This window comes from Paraplanobispora siamensis (assembly GCF_016863175.1).
GTDB lineage: Bacteria > Actinomycetota > Actinomycetes > Streptosporangiales > Streptosporangiaceae > Planobispora > Planobispora siamensis.
In genome coordinates this window covers 1-23,217 of record NZ_BOOJ01000030.1, presented here as the reverse complement: position 1 = coordinate 23,217, position 23,217 = coordinate 1, and the positions used below count along the sequence as shown (strand labels likewise).

At 71.4% G+C, this 23,217-nt stretch carries 20 protein-coding genes and 1 pseudogene; 13 read left to right on the top strand and 8 right to left on the bottom strand.

What is annotated here, in order from left to right; translation table 11 throughout:
- The first annotated feature begins 1 nt into the window (after position 1).
- From Psi01_RS17590 to Psi01_RS17580, 3 genes are all read left to right on the top strand, one after another.
- The gene (locus Psi01_RS17590; RefSeq protein ID WP_239127824.1) at positions 2–1,465 is read left to right on the top strand and encodes a GAF domain-containing sensor histidine kinase; all 1,464 of its coding nucleotides are present in this window, start codon (positions 2–4) and stop codon (positions 1,463–1,465) included.
- 24 nt (positions 1,466–1,489) lie between these two features.
- Entirely contained in the window at positions 1,490–1,657 is a 168-nt protein-coding gene (locus Psi01_RS17585) for a hypothetical protein (RefSeq protein ID WP_204065113.1), read from the top strand.
- A 293-nt stretch (positions 1,658–1,950) separates the two neighbouring features.
- Entirely contained in the window at positions 1,951–2,361 is a 411-nt protein-coding gene (locus tag Psi01_RS17580; RefSeq protein ID WP_204065112.1) for an STAS domain-containing protein, read from the top strand.
- Positions 2,362–2,460: 99 nt separating this feature from the next.
- On the opposite strand, the gene recD2 is transcribed toward Psi01_RS17580, so the two are convergent.
- Both recD2 and Psi01_RS17570 read right to left on the bottom strand, forming a co-directional pair.
- The gene (recD2, locus tag Psi01_RS17575) at positions 2,461–4,647 is read right to left on the bottom strand and encodes an SF1B family DNA helicase RecD2 (RefSeq protein WP_239127797.1); all 2,187 of its coding nucleotides are present in this window, start codon (positions 4,645–4,647) and stop codon (positions 2,461–2,463) included.
- 107 nt (positions 4,648–4,754) lie between these two features.
- Positions 4,755–5,783, bottom strand: a complete 1,029-nt coding sequence (locus Psi01_RS17570) for a hypothetical protein (protein WP_204065111.1) — start codon at positions 5,781–5,783, stop codon at positions 4,755–4,757.
- Positions 5,784–5,895: 112 nt separating this feature from the next.
- Between Psi01_RS17570 and Psi01_RS17565 the strand changes: the two genes are divergently transcribed.
- Entirely contained in the window at positions 5,896–6,354 is a 459-nt protein-coding gene (locus Psi01_RS17565; protein ID WP_239127796.1) for a MarR family winged helix-turn-helix transcriptional regulator, read from the top strand.
- Between the two features lie 55 nt (positions 6,355–6,409).
- Positions 6,410–7,171 (top strand): SDR family oxidoreductase, encoded by a 762-nt coding sequence (locus Psi01_RS17560; RefSeq protein WP_204065109.1) that lies wholly within the window; start codon positions 6,410–6,412, stop codon positions 7,169–7,171.
- Positions 7,172–7,214: 43 nt separating this feature from the next.
- Here the strand turns inward: Psi01_RS17560 and Psi01_RS17555 are convergent, their stop codons facing one another.
- The 4 genes from Psi01_RS17555 to Psi01_RS17540 all read right to left on the bottom strand — a co-directional run bounded on the left by Psi01_RS17555 (position 7,215) and on the right by Psi01_RS17540 (position 13,057).
- Entirely contained in the window at positions 7,215–8,378 is a 1,164-nt protein-coding gene (locus Psi01_RS17555; protein WP_204065108.1) for a pyridoxal phosphate-dependent aminotransferase, read from the bottom strand.
- Positions 8,379–8,469: 91 nt separating this feature from the next.
- The gene (locus Psi01_RS17550) at positions 8,470–10,074 is read right to left on the bottom strand and encodes a histidine kinase N-terminal 7TM domain-containing diguanylate cyclase (protein WP_204065107.1); all 1,605 of its coding nucleotides are present in this window, start codon (positions 10,072–10,074) and stop codon (positions 8,470–8,472) included.
- Between the two features lie 120 nt (positions 10,075–10,194).
- The gene (locus Psi01_RS17545; protein ID WP_204065106.1) at positions 10,195–11,673 is read right to left on the bottom strand and encodes a long-chain-fatty-acid--CoA ligase; all 1,479 of its coding nucleotides are present in this window, start codon (positions 11,671–11,673) and stop codon (positions 10,195–10,197) included.
- Complete coding sequence (locus Psi01_RS17540; protein ID WP_204065105.1) at positions 11,660–13,057, bottom strand: PucR family transcriptional regulator; 1,398 nt, start codon at positions 13,055–13,057, stop codon at positions 11,660–11,662. The genes Psi01_RS17545 and Psi01_RS17540 overlap by 14 nt, the downstream gene beginning before the upstream one ends.
- A 191-nt stretch (positions 13,058–13,248) precedes the next feature.
- Here Psi01_RS17540 and Psi01_RS17535 point away from each other — a divergent pair, with 191 nt between their 5' ends.
- The 6 genes from Psi01_RS17535 (at position 13,249) to Psi01_RS17510 (ending at position 18,869) form a co-directional block, all read left to right on the top strand.
- Positions 13,249–14,007: an ABC transporter ATP-binding protein gene (locus Psi01_RS17535; RefSeq protein ID WP_204065104.1), complete on the top strand. Its 759-nt coding sequence runs from the start codon at positions 13,249–13,251 to the stop codon at positions 14,005–14,007.
- On the top strand, positions 14,004–14,729 hold the full coding sequence (locus Psi01_RS17530) for an ABC transporter ATP-binding protein (protein ID WP_204065103.1): 726 nt from the start codon (positions 14,004–14,006) through the stop codon (positions 14,727–14,729). Before Psi01_RS17535 ends, Psi01_RS17530 begins: the two co-directional genes overlap by 4 nt.
- A gap of 2 nt (positions 14,730–14,731) precedes the next feature.
- A complete protein-coding gene (locus Psi01_RS17525) occupies positions 14,732–15,613 on the top strand; it encodes a branched-chain amino acid ABC transporter permease (RefSeq protein ID WP_204065102.1) in 882 nt (293 codons plus the stop codon).
- A gap of 76 nt (positions 15,614–15,689) precedes the next feature.
- The gene (locus tag Psi01_RS17520; protein WP_204065101.1) at positions 15,690–16,724 is read left to right on the top strand and encodes a branched-chain amino acid ABC transporter permease; all 1,035 of its coding nucleotides are present in this window, start codon (positions 15,690–15,692) and stop codon (positions 16,722–16,724) included.
- Positions 16,725–16,727: 3 nt separating this feature from the next.
- The gene (locus Psi01_RS17515) at positions 16,728–18,005 is read left to right on the top strand and encodes an ABC transporter substrate-binding protein (protein ID WP_204065100.1); all 1,278 of its coding nucleotides are present in this window, start codon (positions 16,728–16,730) and stop codon (positions 18,003–18,005) included.
- Between the two features lie 216 nt (positions 18,006–18,221).
- A complete protein-coding gene (locus Psi01_RS17510; RefSeq protein WP_204065099.1) occupies positions 18,222–18,869 on the top strand; it encodes an adenylate kinase family protein in 648 nt (215 codons plus the stop codon).
- Positions 18,870–18,921: 52 nt separating this feature from the next.
- Here the strand turns inward: Psi01_RS17510 and Psi01_RS17505 are convergent, their stop codons facing one another.
- Positions 18,922–21,285 carry a polysaccharide lyase 8 family protein gene (locus Psi01_RS17505; protein WP_204065098.1) on the bottom strand — a complete coding sequence of 788 codons (2,364 nt, stop codon included), beginning with the start codon at positions 21,283–21,285 and terminating at the stop codon, positions 18,922–18,924.
- Positions 21,286–21,348: 63 nt separating this feature from the next.
- Positions 21,349–22,467 carry a cation diffusion facilitator family transporter gene (locus tag Psi01_RS17500; protein ID WP_204065097.1) on the bottom strand — a complete coding sequence of 373 codons (1,119 nt, stop codon included), beginning with the start codon at positions 22,465–22,467 and terminating at the stop codon, positions 21,349–21,351.
- An 85-nt stretch (positions 22,468–22,552) separates the two neighbouring features.
- Here Psi01_RS17500 and Psi01_RS17495 point away from each other — a divergent pair, with 85 nt between their 5' ends.
- Together Psi01_RS17495 and Psi01_RS17490 are read left to right on the top strand one after the other, a co-directional pair.
- Positions 22,553–22,891, top strand: coding sequence for an ArsR/SmtB family transcription factor (locus Psi01_RS17495; RefSeq protein WP_204065096.1), 339 nt, complete (start codon positions 22,553–22,555; stop codon positions 22,889–22,891).
- A gap of 136 nt (positions 22,892–23,027) precedes the next feature.
- A pseudogene (locus tag Psi01_RS17490) lies at positions 23,028–23,217 on the top strand (aa3-type cytochrome oxidase subunit I); the annotation flags it as partial.

The following is a 23,217-nucleotide window of genomic DNA, read 5'->3' as shown; positions in this document are numbered from 1 at the left end:
GATGACGGCGCAGGGGACGGGCGGTGCCGGATCGGCGCAGGGGGGCGAGGCCGGGCCGGCGGAGGAGTTCAACGAGACCGAATCGGCGAAGGAGTTCAACGAGTCCGGGCCGGCGGAGGGAGCCCCGAAGCCTTCGGAGACGGTCGGGCAGCCACCGGAGGACGAGGCCGGGGAGCAGCCCGAGGGCGAGGTCGAGGAACCCGGGACCCTCACCGAGCCGAACTTCTCGGCGATCGCCACGGCGGCCCGCCTGATCTGCGGGGTGCCGACCGGCCACGTCAGGCGGACGGGCGAGGAAGGCGACGACATCGTCGGCCATGCCGGAATGAGCTGGACCGGCATGGACGAGCAGGTGCCGTCGTTCCACACCTGGATCGTCCAGCGGCGCGAGCGGCTGGAGGTCCCCGACGCCCGGGACGACGAGGAGTTCCGCGACGACCCCCTGGTGACCGGGGAGCCGTACATACGCTTCTACGCGGGCATGCCGATGATCGGGGACTTCGGCCGGGTGGTCGGCACGGTGTGCGTGATGGGCGACCGGCCACACCAGTTGTCCGACGGGCAATGGCAGGTCCTGCGCCACCTGGCCGACAGCGCCGCCTCGATGATGGAGTCGCACCGCTACGCCCGCCAGAGCGAGCAGGTCGCCCACGGCCTGCAGGACCTCCAGGAGCTGAAGGACCAGTTCCTGCGCAGCATCAACCACGAGCTGCGCACCCCGCTGACCTCGATCCGCAGCTACCTGCAGCTCATCCAGGAGGGCGGCCTCGACCCCGGCACCGAGAGGCGGTTCCTGCAGGTCATCGAGCGCAACAGCGACCGGATCCTGCTCCTGATCGACGAGCTGCTGCTGATGGCCAGCCTGAACGCCCGCACCGTCAGCTACGTCCCCCGCCGGGAGAACCTGGTCGTCGTCATCCGCCGCGCGATCGACTCCGTGGCCGAGGAGGTGCAGGACCGGGACCATATCGTGCACCTGCACGCTCCGACCGAGGTGGCGGCGTGGATCGACACCCGCCGGATGCAGCACGCCGTACGGCACCTGCTGGACAACGCGATCAAGTTCACCTCGCCCGGCGGCAGGATCGACGTCACCGTCAGCGCCGACCCCGCGCCGCGGTTCACCGTCTGCGACAACGGGATGGGGATCGCGACCACCGAGGTCGAGCGCGTCTTCGAATCCTTCTACCGCGCTCCCGCGGCGGAGGAACAGGCGATCGGCGGTACCGGGATGGGGCTGTCCATCGTGGAGAAGACCCTCCAGCTGCACGGCGGCAGCGTGCGCATCGACAGCCGGCCGGGCGAGGGCACGTGCGTGCGCGTCAGCCTGCCCATCCCGCCGGAACCCGTCGCCCCGGACTCCGAGCTCGCCCCGCAGAACCGGATCGCCGATGCGCCGCAGACACCGGGAACCGATGCGCGGGGCGGGGTTCCCCGAACGTCTGGTGGGGCAGTCGAAATGTGATTGTTCGATGGGAGGGATCCCGGTATGACGCAACCCCTGATACCGATGTGCCGGACCTGCGGAGCCATGGTGGAGCATCCCGGACGTCATCGTGAATGGCACGAGGCGCTCGAACGCCTGGTCCCCGGACTGGCGGCCGAACTGGAGAAGACACAAGGGAACGGGCAGCCCGAGCAGGGCTTCACGTTCTGAACGTTCTGCCACCCCGAACCGGCCGCGGACCGCCGCGCGCCGGGGACGGTGCCGCCCGCCGGGCCCGCCGGGCCCGGCGGGCCCGGCGGGGTTGCGGTCACACCGATCGGGGGAGTGTCACGGGGGAGACGTCGGCACCTATCCGGCTCTTGCCTGTTCGGATGCCTCTGGGATGATGAATATGGACCTGTTCCTCCTTGTGCGGTCAAGACCCCTAAATCGGGGTTTTGCGTTACCTTGCCGGTGGACGGGCGGACAGGAAGACAGGCGGAAGAAAAGCGAGGCCGGTCTGGATGCGATCTCCAGATGAGATGGGCTTCGAGGTCGTGCTCGGCAGCTACGGCAAGTGCGCCGTGGTGCATCTCAAGGGCGCGCTGGATCTGGCGACCGCCTCCGCCCTGCGGGTGATGATCGAGCACCTGTGGGACTTCCTGCAGGAGGGATGTCTGGTGCTGCACCTCAGCTCCATGACCTTCTGCGACTCCACCGGGATCGGCGCGATGATCGGGGTCTCCAAGGGCTGCAACGAGCGCGGCGTGCGCCTGGTCCTGGCCGCCGCCCCGGTGGCGCTGAGGCGCAGGCTCACCATCACCGGCCTGCTCCCCCTGTTCGAGGTGCACGACTCGCTGAAGGAAGCGCTGAGCGAGGTGGGCTGGCAGTCGGAAGGCGCCGCCGGGATCTCGCCCTTCGCCATGGAGGCCTGACGCGAGGCCCGGCACGAGGCCCGAGGTCCCATCGAGGCCCGAGGCCCGACGTCCCATCGAGGTCTCCTGCGGGAGGCAGGAAGCGCCCGGCGGGGGCGGTCAGCTCTCCAGGGCCATGGCGAGGCGGAAGGCCAGGCCGGTGTGCCTGCGGTAGCCGAGCCGCTGGACGGCCAGTTGCAGGGCCTCGGGCTGGCCGACCAGCACCACCCAGGCCTTGGCGCGGGTGACCAGGGTGTACAGCAGCCTGCGGTGCAGCATCACGCCTCCGGCCTCGGCCACGATCGGGGCCACCACGAAGGGGTACTCGCTGCCCTGGGAGCGGTGCACGCTGATCGCGTAGGCGTGGGTCAGCTCGTCCAGCTCGCCGAAGGCGTACTCCACGGTCTCGCCGTCGTCGGTGCGGATCTCCAGGATGCGCTCCTGGGACCTGACCTCCGTGACCGTGGCGATCTCCCCGTTGAAGACGCCCTTGTCGTAGTTGTTGCGGATCGGCATGACCCGGTCGCCCACCCGGAAGACCGACGGCCCCGACCAGTGCTCGGCCGTGCCCTCGCGTGCCGGGTTCAGCCGTTCCTGCAACCGGCGGCCGAGCTCGACGCTGCCCGTCGGGCCCTTGCGCATCGGGCACAGCACCTGGACCTGGTCCCGGCCGATCTTCTGCTTGCGGGGGATCGCCTCCGTCGCCAGGTGGACCACCCGTGCGGCCACGTCCTCGGGGTCGTCGATCGCCTCGAACCAGAAGCCGCCCCTGCCGGGCAGGTCGGGCAGCTCACCCGCCCGGATCCGGTGGGCGGCCCGGACGATCCCGCTGTCCTGGGCCTGCCGGAAGACGTGGGTCAGCCGGATGCGCGGGATCTCCTCCACCCGCAGCAGGTCGGTCAGCACGTTGCCGGGCCCGATGCTGGGCAGCTGGTCGCCGTCGCCGACCAGCAGCAGGTGGCCGCCCGACGGGATCGAGGCCGCCAGCCGGGTGGCCAGGTGCAGGTCGAGCATCGAGGCCTCGTCCACCACGATGAGGTCGGCCTCGGCGGGGGACTGCTGGAACAGCGTGGTCTCGTCACGCTCCTGTTGCTGCTGGGCGAGCATCCGGTGCACGGTCATCGCGGGCAGGCCGGTGAGCTCGGACAGGCGCTTGGCCGCCTTGCCCGTCGGCGCGGTCAGAGTCACCGTGCCGCCCATCGCCCGCACGGTCGAGGCGATCACCTTCACCGTGTGGCTCTTGCCGCAGCCCGGGCCGCCGGTCAGGACCGACACGGTGTTGGTCAGCGTGAGGTTCACCGCCGCCCGCTGGTCCTCGTGCAGCCCCTCGTCCTCGGTGAAGGTGCGCAGCGGCAGCGTCGAGCGGGCCCTGCAGAGCCTGGCCAGGTGCGCCGCCAGCGAGAGCTCCCGGCTGTGCTGTTCCTTGGAGTAGACCACCACCTGGCCGGGGACGGCCGGCGAGGCCTCGACGATCACCCTGCGCTCGGCGATCAGCGTGTCCACCGCCTGGCCGATCAGCTCGTCCTCCCGGCCGACCAGGGCCGAGGCCGCCGAGACGAGAGCGGGCAGCGGCAGGAAGCAGTGGCCGTCACGGGCGGCCGCCGCCTCCAGCCGGTCCAGGACCGCCGCCCTGATCCGCTGCGGGCTCTGCTCGGGCACCCCGGACCGCAGCGCGATCCGGTCGGCGGTGTGGAAGGCGATCCCCCGCACCCGGCCGATGAGCTGGTAAGGATCACCGACGAGGACCTCGGCCGAGTCGTTGCCGAACACCTGGTAGATCTTGGTCGCCAGCAGCGGGCTGATCCCGTATCCCTGCAGGACGACCATCAGGGCGGCGATGGCCTTCTGCTCCGCCCACGCCTCGACGATCTGCGCCTGCCGGGTGGCGCCGATGTTGACGACCTCCGTGAGGCGCTCGGGCTCGGTGTCGATGACCGTGAGCGTCTCCTCGCCGAAGTGGCTGACGATGGCGTGGGCCAGCCGCGGCCCGATCCCGCGGATCAGGCCGGAGCCGAGATAGAGCGTGATGGCCCGCACGGTGGAGGGGACCACCCGCTCGCAGCGCGTGGCCAGCAGGCGGCTGCCGTGGCGCGGGTGGCGGTCCCACTCCCCGGTCAGCCGCAGCGTCTCACCGGGCTGCACCCCGGCCAGCGCGCGGCCGGAGGCGACGAAGGCGGGCAGGTCGTCGGCGCTCATGCGGGCGACGGTGTATTCGTCCTCGCGGACGAACACCAGTTGCTCGACGGAGGCTTCGACCTCCGTCAAGGACGGCTCGTCCGGCACGGTCACCGCAGGGTTGTCGAACACCACAGGTTTCCCGAAATCATGTGCAGCACCTCATCGCAGGACATTAACCGGTGCCTGCGACAGAACCGCGCCATCAGGGTCAGGAGACCTGCCCGGTCGCACCCGGCTCAGGCGTCCTGCCGGTCGTGTCCGGCGGCCGCCCTCCTGCCGGTCACCGGCCTGGACGCTCTCAGCCCCAGCCAGATCAGCACCGCCACCACGGCGACCAGGAGATATTCGATCACCGGGATGCGGACGACCTCGTCGACCGAGCCGAAGCCGCGGACGCCGTACACCGCCGCCACCGCCCCCGCGTAGGCGGCGGCCAGCAGCCACCGGATCGCCGCGGAGAGCCCGAGGCCGTGCATCTGGGTGATGACGAAGACGCCGAGGAAGCCGAACAGGAACATCGGCCAGGCCCCGTCGGGGCCGCTGGTCATCACCGCCACGAGCGTGCCGTGCACCGCGACCATGATCTCCAGGGTGAAGGTCCACCGGCGGTCGGTGTGCGCCCGGGTCAGGAAGAGGCTGCCCTGCAGCAGGAGCAGGAACATGTAGAAGAAGCCGATCAGGTGCCCGCCGGTGGCCTCCATCGGGTGGTACCAGAAGGTGTAGACGGCGGCCCAGCTGAACAGATAGCCGTGGTACCTGCGGGCGAAGCCCGCCACCTCCCGCCCGATGGGCGCCGGCCGGCCGAAGAACAGGCCGCGGCGCCGGTTCTCCATCAGCAGCACGACGACCAGCAGCAGGACGACCGAGCCCTGCGAGCTGAAGATGGACACGTCCTGGGCGAGGCCGTCGTAGAACACGTGGGTCTGCACGGTGTGCAGCAGGATGAAGCCGGAGTTCACCGCCAGGGCCACGACGTTGACCCGGTGCAGGCCCGAGGTGTAGCGGCGGACCCGGGTCTGGGCGTAGTAGATCAGTCCCCACAGCGCCACCTGGTGGGCCGCGTAGCCGAGCCAGGCCGAGGCGCGGGTCCAGAAGGTCGGCTCGGGCAGCTTCCAGTAGTACCAGGACGCGCCCTGGTCGGGCAGCAGCCGGATGCCGTGCAGCCGCTGACCGAGCAGCCACACCATCCCGGTCAGTACGGCACTGGCCGCTATGCCGATGATGAGGGCGCGGTGGGCGCTCCGTCCCGCCGTATCGTTCAGCATGCTGATGATTATTCATTCGTTCAGTAAGCTGAACAATATGACGGCGGCAGGATGTGACCTCCGATCACGGCGCGATGTGGGAGCCGGACCCCGGTTCTGTGACAATGGGCCGGTGGCCGAAGGGGATGAGCAGCACGTCGTACGGCATCCCGACGCGGTGCGCGCCGACATCCGCTCCTGGCCGACCGGCCGCCTGCTGTCGGTGGCCGCCCGGGTGGTGGAGGGACGCTTCCACGACTTCCTGGCCGGTCACGGCCTCACCCACGCGGGCCTGATCGTCCTGCACCACGCCGCCGAGGGCCGGCTGACCCAGCGTGAGCTCGCCACGCTGTGCCGGGTGACCGACCAGACGATGAGCAGGACGATCGAACACCTGCGCCGCTCCGGGTACGTGGTCAAGGAGACCGACGCCCACGACCGGCGCCGCGTCCTCATCGAGATCACCCCGGGCGGGCGCCGGGTGCTGGACGAGGCGCGCGAGCAGGAGCGCCGCTCCGACGCGCTCTTCGGCGCGCTGGACGACTACGCCGGATTCCGCGACCAGCTGATCACGTTGATCACCGCCGTCTGAGCCGGTCCCCCACATCGAGCACGTCGAGGTCCCGAGGCAGGGAGCGCACAACCGGATGAGAACGATCGTGGTGACCGGCGGCACCCGGGGCATCGGCCTCGGCCTGGCCCGGTCCTTCCTGGCGCGCGGCCATCAGGTGGCGGTGTGCGGCAGCCGGGCCGACTCGGTACGGCGGGCCGCCGACGAGCTCGGCGTCCTGGCGCTGGTCGCCGACGTCGCCGACCGGTCCCGCCTCCAGGCGCTGTGGGAGGCCGTCGTCGAGCGCCACGGCAGGGTGGACCTGTGGATCAACAACGCCGGGATCTCCCACACCCGGACCCCGCTGTGGCGGCTGCCCGAAGGGGAGACCCGCTCGGTCGTGGAGGCGAACCTCCTGGGCGTCCTCAACGGCTGCGCCGTGGCGGTGGCGGGCATGGCCGCCCAGGGCGGCGGCCACGTGTGGAACATGGAGGGCCTGGGCAGCGACGGCCGCACCGCGCCCGGTCTCGGCGTCTACGGCGCGACCAAGCGGGCGGTGACCTACCTGACCCGGGCCATGGTCAAGGAGATGCCGCCCGGCGTCTCGGCCGGCCTGCTCAGCCCGGGCATGGTGGTCACGGACCTGCTCACCCACGACTACGGCCCCGAGGAGCTGGCACGGGTCAGGAAGGTGTTCAACATCCTGGCCGACCGGGTCGAGACCGTCACCCCGTGGCTGGCCGAACGCGCGATCACCCACGCCCGCAACGGCGCCCACGTGCGCTGGCTGACCCCCGCCAAGATCGCGGCCCGCTTCGCCGCCGCCCCCTTCCGCAGGCGCGAGCTGTTCGGCGACTGAAGACGGCGACTGAAGACGGCGACCGAAGACGTCCCCGGACGGGTCAGGCCGATATGGGGTTCACCCGCCGGTGGTGCAGGCCGATGACGGGCACCTCGTGCAGGCTGCCCGAGTACAGGAACTGCGTCATGCCGATCAGCAGCCGCCGTACGTCCTCCTGCGGGCGGACCACCAGACGCAGGAACTGGCTGGTCGTGCCGAGCTTGTTGCCGCACTCGCGGACGTAGACGCCGTGCTCGGTGAGCAGGTGGTCGCGCAGCGGCACCCCGTCGCGCCCCGGCGGCAGCTTCACCAGCAGGAAGTTGCCCTGGGAGGAGAAGACCGACAGCTCCGGCATGGTGCTGAGCTGCTGGAACATCGCGCGCCTGTCGTAGGCCAGGCGCTTGAGGCTCTCGCGGTACTCGCTCATGTACTGCTTCATCATGAACACCACGACCTCGGCGAAGGAGTTGAGGTTCCACTTGGGCAGCGCGTCGCGCACCCTGCCCGCCAGCGCCGGGTTGGCGACCATGTAGCCGAACCGGATGCCGTGCAGCCCGAAGTTCTTGCCCAGGCTGCGCAGCACGATCACGTTCGGCCGGACCGCGGCCTCCGCGGCCACCCCCGGGTACGGCTCGGCGTCCACGAACTCGCCGAAGGACTCGTCGACGATCACCAGGTCCAGGTCGATGAGCTGGTCGAGCAGGCGCAGCACCTCGTGCTTGGGCAGGTACCCGCCGTCGGGGTTGTTGGGGTTGCAGATCACCGCCACGCGCGAGCCGCGGGTACGGATGAAGGAGACGTAGCCGTCCACGTCCAGGGTGAAGTTGCGGCTCTCCAGCAGGGGGTACATGTCGACCCGCTTGCCGGTCTCCAGCGGCTGGTCGGTCCAGCGGCCGAAGGTCGGGATCGGTACGGCCAGGCTCTCCTTGACGAGGAGGTGGTCGATCCAGGTGATCAGTTCGGTGGACCCGTTGCCCATGGCGACCGTCCTGGGGTGCAGCCCGAGCGTGGAGCACAGCTCCGCGGCGATCGTGTCGGCGTCGCTCGGATAGAACTTCAGGATCGTCTCCAGGTTCCTCCCGAGGTGCTCGAAGATCTCCGGGGTCGGGAAGTAGGGGTTGCACGGGATGCAGAAGTCCACCGGGGGCAGCTGGTCCGACGACCCCCGCAGCAGCGAGAAGTACGAAGGGCTGTGCGCCTGCGCGCGCAATAGGCTGAGCTCCACGACACCTCCATAGGCACGCGTCCGACGTGTGAAGGTACGCGCCGGTGGAGTGATCGGTTCAGCCGGTTCTCAGACCGCCGCGCCGTACGCGTCAGGCCGCCACGCCGGACGGTCCGGGGCCGCGGGCCGGCTCGACCCGGTTGCGCCCCGCCCGCTTGGCGGCGTAGAGCGCCCGGTCGGCGGCGCTCAGCAGGTCGTCGCAGCTCATCCCGGAGACGTAGGAGGACACGCCCGCGCTGAGGGTGATCGACAGGACGTGCTCGCCCGCCCGGACGGACTCGGCCTCCACCCTCCCGCGCAGCGCCTCCGTCCGCGCGAGCGCCTGCTCGCCGCTCACGCCGGGGAACAGGATGACGAACTCCTCGCCGCCGTGGCGGGTCACGACCTCGTCCCGCCGGAACTCGGCGGCCAGCAGCTCGGCGAGGCGGACCAGGACCTGATCGCCGGCCAGGTGGCCGTAGCGGTCGTTGATCTGCTTGAAGTGGTCGATGTCGAGGAGGGCGAGGCTGAGCGGTGAGCCCTCCCGCCCGGCCCGCTCCGTCTCCCGGAGCATGCACTCCACGAGGTGACGGCGGTTGTACAGGCCGGTCAGCGTGTCCCGGACGGCCTGCTCGGCCAGGTCGGCGCGGAGGGCCTCGATGGTGTGCAGCTGGTCGCGCAGCCGGGCGTTGGCCGCCTCCAGCTCGACCCGCTGGCGGTTGAGCGCGGTGATGTCCCTGGCGACCACGGCCCAGCCGACGTGGCCGCCGCGGCCGTCGCCCAGCGTGCTGACGCGCACGTTCAGGTCCACGCCGCTGCCCTTGTAGTCGGCGTAGATCCGGTCGGTGTGGGTGCCCTCGGACAGGTCGACGTCGCAGAGCACCTCGTTCATCGGCAACCCCGTCAGCCGGGCGGGCAGATCCGGCATCAGCCGCCGCACCAGCCGGTCCGCCGCCGGGTTGAGGTCGAGGATCCTGGCCGACCCGTCGAGCGTCACGACCATGTCGTTGATCATCTCGAAGACGTCCTGCCGCGCCACGGGGACCAGCTCGTACAGGGACCGGCGGACGAACAGCCAGTACGTCACCGTCAGGGTGACGCAGAACCCGAGGGGGGACAGGTCCACGTCCCGGACGACGCCGGTGACGTTGAGGACGTTGCCGATCGTCGGGGGGAGGGCGGCCAGCAGGGTGAGCCCGTACAGCATCCGCTGGTGGTGCGGGCCCCGCACCCACGAGTACATGATCCGCGCGGCGGCGGCCGCGAGCAGCAGGTAGCTGTAGGCGACGTGGGCCAGGGAGATCGGAGTGATGCCGGCCGGGTCGAGGGGGGCGGCGCCCGGGGCGAGGAACCCGTGGAGCCAGGGGTCGGTGGCCACCGCGCCGACGGTGATCACGGGCTCGACCGTCAGCAGCAGGACGGTACGGCGCGACGGCCGCCATCCCCGGTCGGTCAGGGCCCAGGACAGCAGCAGGAAGCCCGGCGGCACCACGCAGATGCCGACGAAGAGCAGGACCCACAGCACGAGAGGGGCCCCGGTGTCACCGGAGACGGCCATCAGCCCGCCGCTCAGGCACCACAGCGCGATGGCGGACGCGAGGACCGCCAGGATGCCGGTGGCGGTGGTCGTGCTGCGGCGGCGCCAGGCGACGCCCGCCACCCAGGCGGCCACCAGTGCCGACAGGACGAAAAGCAGGGCCAGGACCGTCTCCCGCACCTCGCGCACTCCTCCCGCCGTGACCGATCTCGCACAATGCGTCGATGTCCCATCGGCCGGGCCGGACCCGGCCTGAGGATTCCGCCGGGGAAAGCCGGGGAAAGCCGGGGGAACAGCGGGCTAGTCGTGCAGCGACAGCGCGATGGCGCGTTTGAGGATCTTCCCGGTGGGGCTCGTCGGCAGCTCGTCGGTGAACGCGATCTGCCGGGGGTACTTGTAGGCGGCCATCCGCTCCCTGGCGAAGGCGCGCAGCTCCTCGGGCTCGACCGGCGCGCGCAGCGTCACCACGGCCGCGATCTCCTCGCCGAGCTCCGGGTGGGGGATCCCCACCACCGCCGCCTGCCGGACGGCGGGATGCTCGTACAGGACCTCCTCCACCTCGCGGGGGTAGACGGTGTAGCCGCCCCGGATGATCACGTCCCGACGCCGCGCGACGAGGAAGAAGAACCCCTCCTCGTCGACCTTGCCGAGGTCGCCGGTGTGGAACCAGCCGTCGCGCACGGCCGCCGCGGTCGCCTCGGGGTCGTTCCAGTAGCCCTTCATCACGTTGGGCCCCCGGATGACGATCTCGCCGACCTGGCCGCACGGCAGCTCCCGGCCGGTCTCGTCGACGATCTTCATCTCGACGCCCTTGATGGGCCGGCCCAGTGACCCGGTCCGGCGGCCGGGACCGGCGCGGTTGGACGCGGCGACCGGGGAGGTCTCGCTGAGGCCGTACCCCTCCATGATCTCGCAGCCGAACCGGGTCTCGTAGGCGCGCAGCACGTCGAGCGGCATGGCGGCGCCGCCGGAGACGCACACGCGCAGCAGCGACATGTCGGAGGCCCCGGGGTGGTCGAGCAGGGCGATGTACATCGTGGGCACGCCCTGGAAGACCGTGACGCCGTCCCTGCGGATCACCTCCAGCGCCCGGCCCGCCTCGAAGCGCGGCAGCAGCGTCAGGCGGGCGCCGGAGTGGACGGTCGCGTTGAGCGAGCACGTCTGCCCGAAGGAGTGGTAGAGCGGCAGCGCGCCGAGGACGACGTCGTCGACCCCGAGCGCCTGCATGCGGGCCACCGCCGCGGCGTTGCCCCCGAGGTTGGCGTGGGTCAGCTCGATGCCCTTGGGCCGGCCGGTGGTGCCGGAGGTGTAGTGGAGGACCGCGGTGTCCCCGGCCGCCCTCGGAGTGATCGCGTGCTCGGCCGGCATGCCGCGCAGCAGCCGGGGGAACTCCTCGGGGACCACGAAGAAGCAGTCGGCGCCGGTGCCGACGGTCCCGGCCTCGGCGGTCTCGGCGAGGGCGTGCCAGGCGATCAGCAGCCGGGCCCCGCAGTCGCCGACGTAGGAGGCGATCTCCCGTCTGCGCAGCAGCGGATCGAGCGGGACGACCACGGCCCCGGCCCGCAGGACCCCGTAGTAGACGACGGCGAACTCCGGGACGTTCGGCAGCATGATCGCCACCCGGTCGCCGGCGCGGATCCCGTGCCGCTCCAGCAGGGCCGCCACCCGCGCGCTCATCAGGTCCAGGACCCCGTAGGTGATCTCCGCCTCGTCGAGCGTGACGACCGCTCTGCCGGCGAGCCGCTCGGCGGTGAGGCGCAGCCGGTCAGCGAGGTTCATGGAAGCGACCGTACGCCCGGCCCGCATGGCGATCATCGGTCGCGGTCGCCAGTCTTCTCCGCCCGGAATTGGTGTCCGGCGGCAACGAGTCGTACAGCGAGATCGCGACGAGCAGGTCGACGAGGTCGTTGATCCGGCGCAGATTGCGCCCGGTGCGCTCGCGGATGCGCCGCAGGCGGTACTGGGCGGTGTTGGGGTGGATCTGCAGCCGCTCGGCGGCGGCGCGCAGGTTCAGGTCGGCGGCGGCGAAGGCCCTGATGGTGGCGGTGAGCACGCCGCCGCGCGCCCGGTCCTCGGCCAGGAGCGAGGTGATCCGCGGATCGACCAGGTGCCGCGCGGTGTCGTCGGCCCGCAGCGCCAGATACTGGAAGGGCGTGATCCTGGGCAGCGCCGCCACCCCTCCCTCCTCGGGCAGGAACTCCAGCACGGCGCGGGCCTCCTGGTAGGCCTGCGGGATGCGGGCGGTCCCGTCGATCACGGTGCTGACGCCCATCGCCAGGACGATCTCCTCGCTCAGCAGGCTCTCCCGTACGGCCTGCAGCCGGTCGCACAGCTCCTCGGGGTCGCCTCCCGGGCCGAGCACCGGGACGGCCACGATCTCCGAGTGCCGCACGACCGACAGCGTCCTGGTGCCGTTGCCCCAGGTCCTGGCGATCGCCGCGCACGCCGCGTGCCGGGCGTCGGCGCCGCGGTCCGGGCCGGTCGGCACGGCCGCCGCGCACACCCCCGGCGTCTGCGGCAGCAGGACCGCGATCACCACGAGCATCGGCGTGGAGGTCTCGGGCCACAGCCCGTGCGCCTGGGCCGCGGCGATCTGCCGGCCCCGGGTGGGCGTGCCCCCGGCCAGGAAGGTCTCCAGCAGGTCCCTGCTCTCGCGCACCGCCTCGGCGGCGGCGTACTGCTGGAACTCCATGTACGCGTTGGCCGCGTGCGTGCTGGCGAAGTCGCAGTAGCGCATCAGCGGGGCCGCCAGCGAGAGCGCGGCGTCGTGCCCGGCGAACGAGCGGCCGGCGCGTTCGATCACCGCCTCCCAGAAGACCTGCTGGCCCACGCGGAAGGCGTTGATGTAGTCGGCCAGGGCGACCCCGGCCCGGGCCCGGCGCATCGCCGCCCGGCGGGTGAAGGCGATGTCGTCGAGCGTCACCGTGCGGTCCTCGAACAGGACGGCCAGCTTGCTGCGGTAGTGCTGGACCACCTGGTCGCGCACGTCGGCGTGGAAGGCCGCCTCCTGGGCCGCGTACGCCGGTATCTCGGCCCGCATCGTCCTGACCGCGGTCTCGGCGAGATCGTCCAGGTCGTCGAGGAGTTCGGAGAGGATGCGCGTCCGCTCGGCGCGGACCGCCTCTGCCGCCGTGAGGGTTCCCGTGCTGAAACCACCGGACATGTCGGGATGATCCCTGCTCATGGCAGGGCGGTCAACGATTCGTGACCACTCCGAGACGGACGCTGTGCGCGGCGGACAACACCCCTGACGCATCTTGGGTGGCCGTGCCCAATGCGGTCTCCGGCGGGCGGAACCTACGCTAACCAGAACTTCAGAACATTGTTCTTCCATTCCTGCGCCCGGGAGGCCGGATGCTGGAGGTACACGATCTCACGGTTCGCTTCGGGGGCATCACCGCGCTCGAGGGTGTGGGGTTCTCCGTGCGGGGCGGGGAGATGGTGGGGCTCATCGGGCCCAACGGCGCCGGCAAGACCACGCTGTTCAACTGCCTGACCCGGCGCTACGACGCCGACGGCGGGACCGTCCGCTACGAGGGCGGGGACCTGCTGGCCGTACCGCCGCACGCGATCGCGTCGCTGGGCATCGCGCGGACCTTCCAGAACCTCGGCCTGTTCCCGCACATGTCGGTGCGCGACAACGTCATGGTCGGCGCGCACCACCGCGGCGGGGCCGGCTTCCTGACCGCCTCGCTGTGGCTGCGGCGGGTCCGCCGGGAGGAGGCCCGGCTGCGCGCCGAGGCGGAGGAGATGCTGGAGCGGCTGGAACTGACCCGGATCGCGGACCACCCGGCGACGGGGCTGCCCTTCGGCACGCTCAAGCGGGTGGAGCTGGCCAGGGCGCTGGTCTCGCGCCCGCGGCTGCTGCTGCTCGACGAGCCGGTCAACGGGCTCAACTCCGCGGAGGTCCAGGAGTTCTCCGGCACGCTGCGCGCGATCCGCGAGGAGTTCGACCTGACGATGGTCGTGGTCGAGCACCACATGGGCTTCGTCATGGGGATCTGCGACCGGATCGTCTGCCTGAACTTCGGCCGGAAGATCGCCGAGGGCTCGCCGGCGGAGGTCCAGCGCGACCCCGAGGTGATGCAGGCCTACCTGGGGACGGCCGTATGACCGCCGACGACTTCCTGACGGTGACGGACCTGCACGCCGGGTACGGGGAGGCCCGGGTGCTGCACGGGGTGAACCTGAGCGTGGGCCGCGGGGAGATCTGCGCCATCCTCGGGCCCAACGGGGCGGGCAAGACGACCCTGTTGCGGGCGCTGTCGGGCATGGTCCGGGTGCGCGGCGCCGTACGGCTCGACGGGGCCGACCTGACCAGGCGCCCGCCGGACGCCGTCGCCCGGCGGGGCGTCGCGCACGTGCCCGAGGGACGCGGCACGTTCATGCCGCTGACCGTCGAGGAGAACCTGCGCCTGGGCGCCTTCGTACGGCGGGGCCGCGGCGAGGTGGAGGCCGACCTGGAGCGGATCTACGGCTACTTCCCGGTGCTGCGGGAACGGCTGCGGCAGCCGGCGGGCAGCCTCAGCGGCGGCGAGCAGCAGATGCTGGCCATCGGCAGGGCGCTCATGCTGCGGCCCCGGCTGCTCCTGCTGGACGAGCCCTCCCTGGGGCTGGCCCCGATGGTCACCCGGGAGCTGTTCCGCATCGTGCAGACGATCAACGAACAGGAGCGGACCACCGTGGTCGTCGTCGAGCAGAACGCCCATCTCGCCCTCGACGTCGCCGGCCGGGCGCACGTCCTGGAGACCGGGCGGATCGTCCTGTCGGGATCGGCGGAGCAGATCAGGGCGGACGAGCAGGTCGCCCAGTCCTACCTCGGATACCGGGTGTAGCCGTGGCCGGATTCCTGCAGCAGATCATCGAGGGCCTCGGCGCCGGGGCGATCTACGCCAGCCTCGCCCTCGCCCTGGTGCTGATCTACCAGTTCACCGGGATCGTCAACTTCGCCCAGGGTGAGATGGCGATGTTCTCCACCTACATCGCCTGGCAGTTCGTCGCCGGGGGCATGCCGTTCTGGCTGGCCCTGGTGCTCACGCTGGCGGTGTCCTTCGCGGGCGGCATGCTCATCGAGCGGGTGCTCATCCGTCCCGTGGAGGGCGCCCACGAGCTGACCGTGGTGATCGTCAGCGTGGGGCTGTTCATCTTCGTCAACGCCGCCGCCGGGTGGATCTGGACGTTCCTGATCAAGGACTTCCCCAACCCGTTCCCGGGCGGCGCGATCGAGGCCGGCGGGCTCACCGTGGGGTTCTCGACGCTGGGGATCCTCGCCGTGGTCGGGGTCGTCATGGGCCTGCTGTACCTGCTGTTCCAGCACACCAAGATCGGCCTGGGGATGCGCGCCGTGGCGACCAACCCCGAGTCGGCCCGGCTGGTCGGCATCCGGGTCGGCTGGACGCTCGCGCTCGGCTGGGGCCTGGCGGCCACGGTCGGCGCGGTCTCGGGGATCCTGGTGGCGCCGCTGCTGTTCCTGGAACCCAACATGATGGGCGGCGTCCTCATCTACGCCTTCGCCGCGGCGACCCTCGGCGGGTTCGACAGCCCGGCGGGGGCGGTGGCGGGCGGCCTGATCGTCGGCGTCGCCGAGACGCTCGCCGGGGCGTACGTGGGCTTCATCGGATCCGACCTCAAGATCGGGGTTCCGCTGGTCATCATCCTCGGCGTGCTTCTGGTACGGCCGCAGGGCCTGTTCGGCAGAGCGGCGGTGGAACGCGTATGAGCGAGCGAAGCGAGCGAATCAATAGGCGCAGAGTGTCCGCGGATGCGGGCTCCGAGCCGTCAGGCGAGGAGATCGCATGAGCGGACCGACGGAAGTGACGGACAAGCCGGCGCCGGCGGCGGCGCCCGCCCGGGGCGGGGTCCTGGCGCGCGTCACCGGCGCCGGCTGGCGCCGGCCGGCGGTGGCGGTGCTGCTGGTGCTGGCCTGCTACGCGCCGTTCCAGCTCGTGCCCTTCCGGGTCTTCCAGCTCACCATGGTGCTGGTCTACGCGGTGGCGCTGCTGGGGCTGAACCTCCTGGTCGGCCACGCCGGCCAGATCTCCCTGGGCCACGGCGCGTTCATGGCCGTGGGCGCCTACGGGGCCGCGATCATGCTCGACCGGTGGGACGTGCCGCACCTGGTGACCCTGCCGGTCGCCGCCGGGCTGGCGTTCGTGCTCGGCCTGGGTCTCGGCCTGCCCGCCGTACGGCTGCGCGGGCTCTATCTGGCCCTCGTGACGCTGGCCATCGCGATCTTCCTGGTGCCGCTGCTCAAGCGGTTCGAGTCGGTGACCGGCGGCTCCATGGGGCTGACGCTCCCCAAGCCGGCGCCGCCGGCGTGGACGGGGCTGGCCGAGGACCAGTGGCTGTACTTCCTGGCGCTGGCCGTGACCGTCGCCGCCTTCCTGCTGGCCCACGGCCTGCTGCGCTCGCGCGTCGGCCGGGCGCTGCACGCCGTACGGGACAACGAGACGGCGGCCGAGGTCATGGGCGTGCGGCTGCCGTTCTACAAGCGGCTGGCCTTCGCCTGGAGCGCGATGTTCGCGGGCGCGGCGGGCTGCGTATACACATGGGTCATCGGGTTCGTCTCGCCGGACTCGTTCGCCGTCACGCTCTCGATCACCCTGCTGGCGGGCCTCGTCGTCGGCGGTCTCGGCTCGTTCGCGGGGCCGCTGCTCGGCGGGCTCTTCGTGATGTTCGTGCCCAGCATCTCCCAGGACATCAACGACGCCGCCCCCGGCGTCATTTTCGGCTTGCTGATCATCGTGGTGATGTACGTCGCCCCGACCGGTCTCGCCGGTCTGGCGGGACGCCTGGCGCGCTCGACCAAGAGGATCCTCCGGAAGGAGTAAGAAATGCGGCTATCTGCCATCGGCTGCACGGCGATGACGGCGGCGATGCTGCTCGCCGCGGCGGCCTGCGGAGGACGACAGGAGGCCCAGACCGGCTCCACGACGGCCGCCGGCCAGTGCCAGGGGCAGCAGACCACCGGCATCACGGACACGAGCATCAAGCTCGGCGGCATCTACCCGCTGTCCGGTCCCGCCTCCGCCTACGGCGACATCCCCAAGGGCATCAAGGCGTACTTCGACTACGTCAACGCGGAGAAGAACGGGATCGGCGGGCGCAAGGTCGAGTTCGTGGTGCGCGACGACGGCTACCAGCCGCCCAAGGCCGTGGAGGAGGCGCGCAGGCTCGTCGAGCAGGAGCAGGTATTCGCGCTGTTCCAGACGCTGGGCACGCCCTCGACCACGGCGACCTGGGACTACGCCAACCAGCGCAAGGTCCCGCAGATCTTCGTGGCGACCGGCGCCTCGAAGTGGGGCACCGACACCGCGCACCCGTGGACCATCGGCTGGCAGCCGAACTACGTCTCCGAGGCCCGCGTCTACGCGCAGTACCTCAAGCAGGAGCGCCCCGACGCCAAGGTGGCGGTGCTGTACCAGAACGACGACTTCGGCAAGGACCTGTTCGGCGGGTTCCAGCGGGCCATCGACGGCAGCCGGATCAAGGTGGTCGCCGAGCAGAGCTACGAGGTCACCGACCCGAGCATCGACCCGCAGATGCGCAACCTCGCCGAGTCCGAAGCCGATGTGTTCCTCAACATCACGACACCGAAGTTCGGCTCCCAGGCGCTGGCGGCCGACGCCAAGAACACGGGCTGGAACCCGCTGCACATCGTCAACAACGTCGCGGCCTCCATCACCGTGCTCAAGCCGGTCGGCTTCAAGAACGTGCAGGGCATCGTGTCCGCCACCTACTACAAGGACCCCAACGACCCGCAGTGGAAGAGCGATCCGGAGATGATGCTCTACTACGCGAAGATGAAGCAGTACGCCCCCGGCGCCGACCCCACCATTCCGTACCACACCTTCGGATGGGCGGTGGCCAGCAGCTTCCACAAGGCGATGGAGTCGGTGAAGTGCCCGACGCGTGAGGGACTGCGCGACGCCGTGCGCGCGCTCGACAACGTCCAGGTCGGCATGCTGCTGCCGGGCGTGACGATGACCACCGGGGCCGACGACGGCTTCCCCATCGAGTCCATGCAGCTCATGAGGTTCAAGGGCGAGCGGTGGGAGCTCTTCGGCGAGGTGATCGACACCCGTAAGGAGTTCGGTCCCCTGACCAACTGAAACCGCGGGACGGGGCCGGTCCGGAGGTGGCGGCCGTCCCGACCGGCCCTCCCGCGTCCCGGGCGTACTCTCCGCTGCGCCCGTACTCCCGCTGGACCCGCGCTCTCCACCGGACATCGGCGTGTCGCGCCGGTGTCCGGTTCCGCAGGTACGGAGTCAGGTGGGATGGTGACGAATGCCTGAAGACGAACGGCATGCGCCCGGCGGAGAGTGACGATGCGGAAATACGTGATCATGGGAGTTCAGGGGAGCGGCAAGGGCACCCAGAGCACGTTGCTCGCCGCCGACCTCGATCTGGTGCACATCAGCGTCGGCGATATCTTCCGCTGGCACGTCAAGAACCACACCAAGATCGGCGCCCAGGTCCGCCGGGTGGTCGCCGCGGGTGAGCTGGTGGGCGACGACCTGGTCGAGGACGTCGTCGGCACCAGGCTCCAGTGGCACGACTGGAACTACGGATTCATCGTCGACGGGTTCCCGCGCAACCGGCGCCAGGCCGAGTTCTTCCTGGAGAGCTACGACATCGACGGCGTGATCTATCTCGACCTGCCCGACGAGGAGGTACGGCGGCGCGTGCTCGCCCGGCGGCTGTGCTCGCGGTGCGGCATGGACTACAACCTGATCGCCCACCGGCCCGAGGTCGAGGGCACGTGCGACGTCTGCGGCGGCGAGCTCGTCACGCGTGAGGACGACACCCCCGAGGCCCTCGCCACGCGGCTGCGCGACTACCACGAGAAGACCGACCCCGTGCTGGAGCTGTTCCGGCGCAAGGAGTACGTCGTGGAGATCGACGCCAGGGCCGGCAAGTTCGAGGTCCAGCAGGAGATCCGGGCCCGGCTCGGCCTGCCGCCCCACGCCGCCTGATCGCGCGGGCGGCGGACGGGACGGTCGCACCGGCGGGCTCACACTGGCGGGCTCACACCGGCGGGCTCAGCCGTACGGTGACCGTGTGCGAGGCGCCGCCCCGGTCCGCCAGGCGGCCGAAGGCGAGGACGAGCCGCTCGCCGGTGGTGACGCGGGTCAGGAGGCGGTGCCCGCGGAGCACCCCGGACACCGGCCGGTTCCAGGTCACGGTCAGCTCGTCCAGGTCGCGGCGGGGATCCGAGACGCTCAGCGTGGCCGTACCGTCGCCGCGCTCCCTGACCAGGACCGCGCACGGCGCGGAGGCGGCCAGGTCGCCCGCGGTCCCGTCGTTCCAGAAGTTGGCCGCGGTGATCCCCAGCGACGGGATCCGCACGGCCTGCAGGCGGGAGGTGTTGGCGAGCACGCCCGCCCAGCCGGGGGCGGCGGCGCGGGCGGCGGTCTCGGCCCGGGTCGCACCGGGCAGGAGGAGATAGAGGTAGCCGGCCGAGCGGGGATCGACGCCGTGGTCGAGCCAGAGCGTCACGTACTCTCTGGTCGCAGCGGCAGAACCGGCCGCGCGTCCGCCTGCGGCGCGCTTCTCGCGCAGCGTGCGCAGGGGGCCGCCGCCGAGCAGGACGTAACCGCCGTGGCCCTCCAGGTGCGCCCAGCCCGCCCCTGTACCCGTCCCCGCCCCCGTGCCCGACCCCGCGCCCGCGCCGCCGCCCACGGTGAGCCGCGCCCCGGTCCTGCGGTTGTCCACGACGGTCTCGACCGGCACGCCGTCCTCGCCGGTGATGCCCGCGCCCAGGCAGACCACGGCGTCGTCGAGGAAGACCCACGACTTGAAGGCCTCCATCGTGCTCTCGAAGCCGTACAGGTGCTGGCCGACCGTGGCGTACACGCCGTCGGTGGCGCCGCCTGCCCAGCGGGCCGGCGGGCAGGTGTCGCCCCACCCCCGCCCGGCGCCGTCGGCCAGCCGCCGGGTGGAGACGGTCGTGCCCGGCAGGCGGTAGGGGTCGACGGTGGACCAGAAGGAGTCGGAGTACTGGTCGCCGTGACCCTCGGCCCACCAGTAGAGCATCCCCGAGCCGGTGTGCCAGCCGCGCAGGTTCTCGCCGTTGCCGTGTTCGTAGTGGCCGATCCGGTCGGAGGCCATGCTGAGCCCCGCGCACCAGCCCGGTCTGCGGTGCACGGCCCGGGCGCTCATCGGCAGCAGCCGGTGCCCGGCGGGCTCGCCGGCGGCGGGGACCGAGTCATCGTCCAGGATCGCGGCGAGGCGGGCGTGGAAGCCCAGGTCACCGCGCTCGGCCGCCGCCAGCATGGGCACGGAGGCGTCGCGCAGCGCCCATCCCTTGACCACGGCCCGCCAGCGGGCGCGCTCGGCGGCCGAGGCCGTCTCTCCCAGCAGCAGGATCGAGGAGGCGATCTCCCGTCCCTTCCGGTGGTCACCGTACGGCTCCCTGCCGACCGCGCGGCCGCGGACCAGGTCCATGCAGAAGCCGTCATGGATGAACGGGGCGAACGACCTCTCGACGCTGTCGAGGACGACCTGCCGGGACGGGTCGGTGATCTCCCACGGCGAGCCGCGCAGCACCGCGGACAGCGTCGCGAGCCCGGCCAGCAGCGACGCGCCGTAGGCGCCCTGGTAGGGGACGGTCGTGTGCTGGATGAACGAGCCGTCCCGGTAGAACCCGTCGCCTTCGGAGACGTAACGGAAGACCGGGGACAGGGCCGAGACCGCCGCCGAGGCCTTGCGCGGATCGGACCCGAGTACGGCGCGCAGCAGCGTCACCGTGCACAGGTCCACACGGTTGGCCCCGGTGCTGGTGCCGCTGTAGTCGTCCAGGCGGCTCTCGGGGACGAAGTGGTCCACCGCCTCCCGCAGCGCCTCACTCCGCCGGTCGGTCAGGTGCGGGCCGATCAGGATCGCCGCGTCCAGCAGCGCCCGGGGGACGCCGATCTGCCAGTGCCACCAGTTGCCGGCCGGGTCGGCGCCCGCGGCGTACACCCGCCGCCGGTAGTGGTCGACGCCGGCGGCCACCGCCGCCGCCAGACCCGCGTCACCGGTCAGCCCGGTCCCCGGCAGGACGTAGGCGCGGGCCATGGCCCGCAGCCGCGCCGGGGTGGCGACGAACGAGGGGAACGGCAGGTCCGGCCACAGCGACGCGCCGGTCGGCTCCATGGTGTCGCGGTGACCGGCCGCCGTCGCCCCCAGCGCGGCCAGCCTGGTCCGGTACGGCTCCGCCGCCGCGTCGAACCCCGACCCCGCCGTCACCTCCCGCCACCGCCGGCGCAGCGGGGCGAAGGCGGCCGCCGTCTGCGGGGAGGGCGCGGGGGAAGGAGCACCCCGTGTGCGCGCGGCGTCGGCGGAGAGCAGCGCACCGGCCCCGGCGAACCCGCTGAGCCAGAGGAAGGATCGCCTGGAGTGTCGGGTCACATCTGGATTATTCACACGGGTCCCGAAACCGGACACTTGAGATCGGACAGCCGGCCCGGATGTCTAGCGGTGGGTGACCAGGGGGGCGTGGTGGTCGGTACCGGCGGGGCCGTCGGGGTCGGCGTGCACGGTGGCGGCCGTCAGCCGGGGCATGGCGTGGATGAGCCGGTGCTCGGCCTCGACGGTCACGGCGTGCGCCTGGACCAGGGAGAGCCGGTGGCCGACCAGGATGTCGACCTCCGCCCGCATCGTGTGGCCGATCCAGCGCATCCGCACCGCCTCCACCCGCCTGACGCCGGGCACGGCGGCCAGGACCTCCTCGGCCTGCTCGACCAGGTGCGGGTCGACGGCGTCCATCAGCCGCTGGTAGATCTCCCGGGCGGCGTCGCGCAGCACGAAGCAGATCGCCACCGTGATCAGCAGGCCGACGATCGGGTCGGCGAGGGGGAGACCGATCGCGGTGCCGCCGGCGCTGAGGAGGACGGCCAGAGAGGTGAAGCCGTCGGTGCGGGCGTGCAGGCCGTCGGCGACCAGGGCGGCCGAGCCGATCTCCCGGCCGACCCTGATGCGGTAGCGGGCGACCAGCTCGTTGCCCAGGAAACCGACGAAGCCGGCCGCGGCCACCCAGCCGAGCGCGCGCACCTCCTGCGGGTCGACGAGCCGCCGGACGGCCTCGTACCCCGCCAGTCCGGCCGAGACCGCGATGAGCAGCACGATGACGATGCCCGCCAGGTCCTCGGCCCGGCCGTACCCGTAGGTGAAGCGGCGGGTGGCCGACCTGCGGCCGAGCGAGAACGCGATGGCCAGAGGGATCGCGGTCAGCGCGTCGGCGAAGTTGTGCAGGGTGTCGCCGAGCAGCGCCACCGAGCCGGAGAAGGCGACGATGACCGCCTGGACGACGGCGGTGACCATGAGCGCGGCGAAGGAGACGGCCAGGACCCGCATGCCGCGGTCGCTGGTCTCCAGCGCCCTGTCGGTCTTGTCGGCGCTGTCGTGGCTGTGCGGGGTGAGAAGGTGCTTGGCGCCCGCCAGCAACCGGCCGGGCCCCCGGCCGTGTCCATGACCATGACCATGACCGTGTCCATGGCCGTGCCCGTGTCCATGACCGTGTCCGTGACCGTGTCCGGTGTCGTGGCCGTCCGCGTGCTCGTGGCCGTGGCCGTTGTCGTGCTGCTCCGACATGCTCGGCTCCTGTTTGCCGCCAATGTCCAGGTAGGCCATCATATGTAGTTATATACGCACACGACAACGGATCAGGTGCCGGGGCATGCATGACCAACCCAGTGAGCACGACCGACCCACTGACCGGCAGGTGGAGACGGCCGTCGAGGCCTTCCGCATGCTCAGCGACGGCACCCGGCTCAAACTGATGTGGCTGCTCTCCTCGGGGGAGTACGACGTCGGCTCGCTGGCCGAGGCCATCGGCGCCGCGCGCCCCTCGGTCTCCCAGCATCTGGCCAGGCTCCGCCTCGGGGGGCTGGTCCAGACGCGCAGGCAGGGCCGCCGGATCCTGTACCGGGCCAGGGACGCCCACGTCCGATCCCTCATCAGGGAGGCCTTCTCCCACGCCGACCACGAGGTCTCCGGCATCCCCCGCCACGACTGAGCGACCCCGACGGCCCGGTCCGCTGCGCCCCATGACGACTGATTCAGAGGGATATGCCGGAAGATCTGGCGTCCGGCGGCTCGACGGCGCAGCATGAGAGGCGCCGCAGTGACTCGGCAGTCCGAGGGAGGACAGGGTGACGACCTACAAACCGTCCGCCGAAGAACCACTGGCCGCCGAGCCCGTCCGGGTCAGGCGTCGTACGGGGGCCGCCCTGGCGAACTGGTTGTCGAGCACCGACCACAAGGTCATCGGCCACCTCTACATGGTCACCTCGTTCGTGTTCTTCCTGATCGGCGGCGTCATGGCGCTGGTCATCCGGGCCG

Excerpts from the sequence above, each read along its gene's own strand:
- Psi01_RS17590 (WP_239127824.1), top strand. The coding sequence starts at position 2 with ATGACGGCGCAGGGGACGGGCGGTGCCGGATCGGCGCAGGGGGGCGAG.
- Psi01_RS17585 (WP_204065113.1), top strand. The coding sequence starts at position 1,490 with ATGACGCAACCCCTGATACCGATGTGCCGGACCTGCGGAGCCATGGTG.
- Psi01_RS17580 (WP_204065112.1), top strand. The coding sequence starts at position 1,951 with ATGCGATCTCCAGATGAGATGGGCTTCGAGGTCGTGCTCGGCAGCTAC.
- Psi01_RS17570 (WP_204065111.1), bottom strand. The coding sequence starts at position 5,783 with ATGCTGAACGATACGGCGGGACGGAGCGCCCACCGCGCCCTCATCATC.
- Psi01_RS17560 (WP_204065109.1), top strand. The coding sequence starts at position 6,410 with ATGAGAACGATCGTGGTGACCGGCGGCACCCGGGGCATCGGCCTCGGC.
- Psi01_RS17545 (WP_204065106.1), bottom strand. The coding sequence starts at position 11,673 with ATGAACCTCGCTGACCGGCTGCGCCTCACCGCCGAGCGGCTCGCCGGC.
- Psi01_RS17540 (WP_204065105.1), bottom strand. The coding sequence starts at position 13,057 with ATGTCCGGTGGTTTCAGCACGGGAACCCTCACGGCGGCAGAGGCGGTC.
- Psi01_RS17535 (WP_204065104.1), top strand. The coding sequence starts at position 13,249 with ATGCTGGAGGTACACGATCTCACGGTTCGCTTCGGGGGCATCACCGCG.
- Psi01_RS17530 (WP_204065103.1), top strand. The coding sequence starts at position 14,004 with ATGACCGCCGACGACTTCCTGACGGTGACGGACCTGCACGCCGGGTAC.
- Psi01_RS17520 (WP_204065101.1), top strand. The coding sequence starts at position 15,690 with ATGAGCGGACCGACGGAAGTGACGGACAAGCCGGCGCCGGCGGCGGCG.
- Psi01_RS17515 (WP_204065100.1), top strand. The coding sequence starts at position 16,728 with ATGCGGCTATCTGCCATCGGCTGCACGGCGATGACGGCGGCGATGCTG.
- Psi01_RS17510 (WP_204065099.1), top strand. The coding sequence starts at position 18,222 with ATGCGGAAATACGTGATCATGGGAGTTCAGGGGAGCGGCAAGGGCACC.
- Psi01_RS17500 (WP_204065097.1), bottom strand. The coding sequence starts at position 22,467 with ATGTCGGAGCAGCACGACAACGGCCACGGCCACGAGCACGCGGACGGC.
- Psi01_RS17495 (WP_204065096.1), top strand. The coding sequence starts at position 22,553 with ATGCATGACCAACCCAGTGAGCACGACCGACCCACTGACCGGCAGGTG.